The sequence below is a fragment of the Wenyingzhuangia sp. 2_MG-2023 genome, from assembly GCF_030548295.1.
GTDB lineage: Bacteria > Bacteroidota > Bacteroidia > Flavobacteriales > Flavobacteriaceae > Wenyingzhuangia.
The window spans coordinates 1-4,776 of the sequence record NZ_JAUOSB010000040.1 but is presented as its reverse complement, the minus strand read 5'-3'; the positions used below and the strand labels follow the sequence as shown (position 1 = coordinate 4,776).

At 26.9% G+C, this 4,776-nt stretch carries 4 protein-coding genes; all 4 read right to left on the bottom strand.

The window, feature by feature from the left end; all coding sequences use genetic code 11:
* Positions 1 to 235 precede the first annotated feature (235 nt).
* Positions 236 to 673, bottom strand: a complete 438-nt coding sequence (locus Q4548_RS16455; RefSeq protein ID WP_303457071.1) for a hypothetical protein — start codon at positions 671 to 673, stop codon at positions 236 to 238.
* Positions 674 to 881: 208 nt separating this feature from the next.
* Positions 882 to 1,595: a hypothetical protein gene (locus Q4548_RS16450; RefSeq protein WP_303457069.1), complete on the bottom strand. Its 714-nt coding sequence runs from the start codon at positions 1,593 to 1,595 to the stop codon at positions 882 to 884.
* A gap of 148 nt (positions 1,596 to 1,743) precedes the next feature.
* Complete coding sequence (locus tag Q4548_RS16445; RefSeq protein WP_303457066.1) at positions 1,744 to 3,267, bottom strand: TlpA disulfide reductase family protein; 1,524 nt, start codon at positions 3,265 to 3,267, stop codon at positions 1,744 to 1,746.
* A gap of 146 nt (positions 3,268 to 3,413) precedes the next feature.
* Entirely contained in the window at positions 3,414 to 4,397 is a 984-nt protein-coding gene (locus tag Q4548_RS16440; protein WP_303457064.1) for a hypothetical protein, read from the bottom strand.
* Between the last annotated feature and the right edge of the window lie 379 nt (positions 4,398 to 4,776).

The window sequence follows — 4,776 nt, the reverse complement described above, 5'->3', positions numbered from 1 at the left end:
TCAGATATTCTAATAGGAAGTTTTTCAATATCAATTGGTATTTTCATTCTGTATTTTTTTCTTACTTACACACAACGTTGTTGTATAAGATTAGTTGCGTGTTTTAAGAACTAAAGTTAACAAATAAATCACAGATAGAAAGTCCGAGAGGACTTTCGTAAACTGGCTATAACTAGCAATTAATTTTATACGGTGTTGTAGCCAGTTTTTTTATTCAGTTGTTCAATCATCATCATTATATTCCATAGTGAAAATAAGTCACTTCCTTTTTTCGTAATGTAAATAGTTTCCTTTCCGTTAAATCAGTAATTAACAATTCAGATTCATTTCGTTTTTTGATTTTCTTGAGTTTTGTTTCTCCAGATTCTGCTTTTTCGAAATATTCTTTCCGGTTTTTAGAATCAACATCTTTTATAGAATTCAATTCGACAGAGTTATAATTAGTTCCGTCAAAACCAATGATTTTTTTTGTTCCGATTGCTGTCCAGCGCTTTTTTGAATCTGTAAAGAGCAAAATTATTTTTCCGCAATCACTCTCATTGAAATGAGTCAAATATTCCGCTTTTTTATCAGCCGTTAAATTCTCAAATAAATGAACATTTTTATTCGGCAAATCGTGTTTTGAAGCTCGCCATTTAATTCTATTTTCAATAAACACTTCTGTTTTCTGCATTTCGGTTAAATTGGCTACAACGGTTTTGGCTAGGATTAGTACGGGAAGAAAAGGAGCAGAGCCTTTTCGAACACGGACTAAGCCGAAGCCTTTTTTTTGGTTTTATTTTTCTTATTACAAAGCCAAATCAACAAGATTTGGCGACTTAGTAAATATACACAAACTTTTGAGAAAGCACAGAACCCGCATTAAGTTTAGCCGGTGTTGCCTAACGTTTTTTTATTTCAACTTCAATGTAGAAATATTCTGGATTCATATAATCGTCTAGGCTATAACACTTAAAAATAAATTTATCTTGAATTGTATGTACTCCCCATTCAGGCCCCCAATTTGAAGGATTAAATTTCCCAACATATTCAATAGATTTGTTGTTAGTAAAAAACTCAAAACCTGTTTCAGTATATTCTGCTACTAAATCTATATTGTAGGTAATTATAATGTTTCCTTTGTTATTTAAACATGGTTCACCAAAAGATTCGGTTATATCTCCATTTAATTTATTTACTAATTTAAATCCATTTCCTTCTCCCCATTGTGTTCTAACAACATAAAGGTTTTCAGTTAGATATATGTCAAATAATAAATTTTCAATTTCCTCAGAATTAGGATTCAGTTTGATTGGTTTCCAATCTTTATTATCAGTTTTAAGAAATAATTCTTTATTTTCTTTTTTAGCAAAACCTTTATATTTCTCAAACAGATATTTTTCTTTAATAATTGATTTATTATGCATATTGTCTTCCTTTGATAAAACATCTTGTAATTCAATTTCAAAGTTTGATTTTTCTCGTTTCAAATTAGAATTTATTTTCTTTATTGAAACTATATAATTTTCAAAATTTAGTAATGTGTCAATTTTGATTTTTTGAGCATTAATCCTAAAGAAAAAAAATAAAATTATTATAGTAATTTTCGTTTTCATAATGTTTGGCAACGGTTTTGTATAAAAATCAGTTTGTGAGAAAATAGGCAAGGCCTTTTCGAACGAGCTGATTTGACATGGTTTAAAAGTACAGAACATTGGGAAAGAAACCAAACACAAATTGTTTTTATGCGGTGTTACCATATGTTTAATTGAGAAGTAATGTGTTGATGGTGTTTTCAGCCTTTTTGTATTGAGGTTTTGAGGCATCGTTACTATAAGTTGTTCCGTATTTGTCAATTAAAACATATTGAGGGAATCCATTAAGATTAAATTTTTTTTCAAAAAACTCATATTGTTTTTGTGTTAAAATATAGTTAATCCCTTTTAGTTTTTCCCTTGAAATTATATTTTCAACTGCATGTTTTTCTGATTTACATGCGAGATAAATAAATGAAACTTTTTTATTTTTAAATTTAGAATGTAATTCTCTAGAATAAGACATTTGTTGAATACAAGGGGAACACCAAGTTGCCCAAAAGTCAAGATAAATTACTTTTCCTTTATTCTTTTCTAAAATATTATCAAAAAACTCGTTATCAGATAGTTCTATCTTCTCTATTTTATTTTTATCTGAAATATTAATATCACCTCTTTCATTAATTAATATTTCCATTTCTTTTACTTTAGAAGTCAATACTTGATAAGTATAATTATCGTTTATATATTTATCAATTAAATTAAAGTAAAAAGGTATTGAAATATTGGTGAATTCTTCATTTCTTTTTACCACAGATGTATTAATAATATAAGCTATTACATATTCTTTCCAGATATCAGTTCTAAAGTTTTGTCTATAATTAATTCTCTGTGAAACATAGTCATTTCTTCTTATTTCTTTTGTTTTTCCTTTAGCTGTGAAAGTAGTATCTCTTTCAACTATATGAGTGTACCAATTAATAAAACTACTATAAGAAGAACAGTTTAAAGCATTTTTGTTAAAAACAATTGAATCATTTAAAAATGAATAGAAATTATTTCTCTCATCAATATTTTTAATGTTTTTACCACAACTTATTATTTTTTTGTAACTAAAATATGTAATACTGTTTTTTAGGAAATCATTTAAAGTATCATGATTTTTTTCTTGTTTAAATAAGTTATTAATTTTTTCAAGGTTTTTTTCTTTAAATTTAAGATAATAATTTTTAAGATCTTCAGGAGTTCGTTCTTTAGGTAGGTTTTTATTACATTTCTGTGTTTGTTTTACAAACCATTTATGTTTTAAATAAAATTGTTTTTGAAATGAATTATGCTTTTTATCATAAGAAGAAACAGAAATCCCAATTTTTGAATTTTGACTTAAAATCTTACAATTTAGAGTAAGTGAGTCATTCGGGAAAATATAAGGAGAGATTTTCCCATCGGAATAATTTATATAAACTTCTGTTGGATTATTTAAGGGAATGTCAAATAGAAAATTTCCATTATTATCAATCTTAGTTACGTATTTGGTTTGCTCATTTAGAACTATATCATCTACATAGAGTCTAATTGTTTTAGATTGATTAGGATAATTATTTATATTTATTATTTTCCCTTTAATAATAGAGTGCTTTTTAACCTCTGGGTAAAAAATACCTGTTTTGTTAATTTTTTCCCCTCCTTTATCTTTTATTTGATTGCAAGAAATTATTATAAATAGAAAAAATGGAATCGTAAAAATTTTCATAAATATATGGTAACGTTGATGTATAAGATTAGTGGCGTGTTTAAGCACCTAATTTAGTAAATAAACACCAGATAGAAAATCCGCGAGGATTTTCGTAAGTAGGCGAGAACTAGCCATTAATTTTATACGGTGTTGGCAACTGGTATTTATAGTTCGTGTTTTTCTAATCCAATTGAAATTCCTAAAGGATAAGAAATATCTCCCCATCTAAAATCGGTGTCCATATTTCCTCCGTTATTTGGATTAAGTTTAACCATAATCATTTCAACTCCGTTCTTTCTATGTTTATATAATTCTTCTTCGTAAACTCGGTCGTCAGCAACTAATATAATATTGTCATTGTTAATCAGTCTTTCAATTTGCTCTAGAACTTCAAAAGCAACTATACTATCTGTTTTGTTTTTGAAAATATTTACTTGATTTCCTGTTTTAGTTTTAAAATTACTATTTTCATTAAAGTCTTCTACGTTTTGATAATCGAAATGAACACTATTAATTAGATAGCAACTGACTATTTTTTTCTCTCCTTGAAATTTGTCATAATAATCCAGTATGTTTTTTATTACATTATTTAAACTAGGAATTATGTATTCTTTATTAGGCCAAATATCTAAATAAATATCTTTTGTTGCTTTAATTGCTTTGTCTAAAAATATACCATCAATAATGATTGATGTATAATTCTTAATTTCAGTAGCTTTTAGAATTATATCTAAATTTCGAGCTTGATTTTTGTCAAATTTTCTATCTAAAAAATAATTTGATGATATTTTCTTTTTATTAAAATTCAATTGATAAATATGGTCGTTTAGGTTCCATTCTTTTATATCTTTTGAGTTGAACATAAAAAGAGATTCTTCTTTTTCTTCGTCAATTGTGTATATAAACAAAACGAAATACTTTTCAACATACTTTTCAGGTATTGTCACGTTAGAGAAAGTTTCATTTTTCAGAGTTCTTCCTTTACTTTGAATAAGTAATATTTTTGTTTTTTTAGTGTTTATTTTATCGACAATTATTAAATCAGAACCATACTTGTCGAATGAAGGTTTTGCTAAATTAAAGTCAAATTTTATTAATTGACTTTTCAAGTAATTTTCGGCTTGTTCCTCTAAAGGTTTGTTATCCATTCAGTTTTTCTTTACTTGTTGCCAACGGATTTGTATAAGGTTTGTGTGGGAGAAAATGTCCTTGGACTTTTCTACCTAACACTAAGCTTATACTTATTTTGTGTTTTTATCTTGTCGACCTAAAAATACTTAAATAAGTAGAAGTGACATAGTAAAAAGACACAGAACTTAGGGAAAACCATAAAAACCCACATGAACTTTATACGGTGTTAGCATTTCGTTGTTATTTTTGCTCAAAAAAAGCTGAATTAAACTAAAATATTTCTGCGAAAAGATGTGCAATCGGAACTAGCATTTTTGCATCCAGATTTTCCTTCTAACCGTAAACTTGCTAAAAATCATGAATTAACACTTAGAAATTTTCTGCGAAAAGATGTGT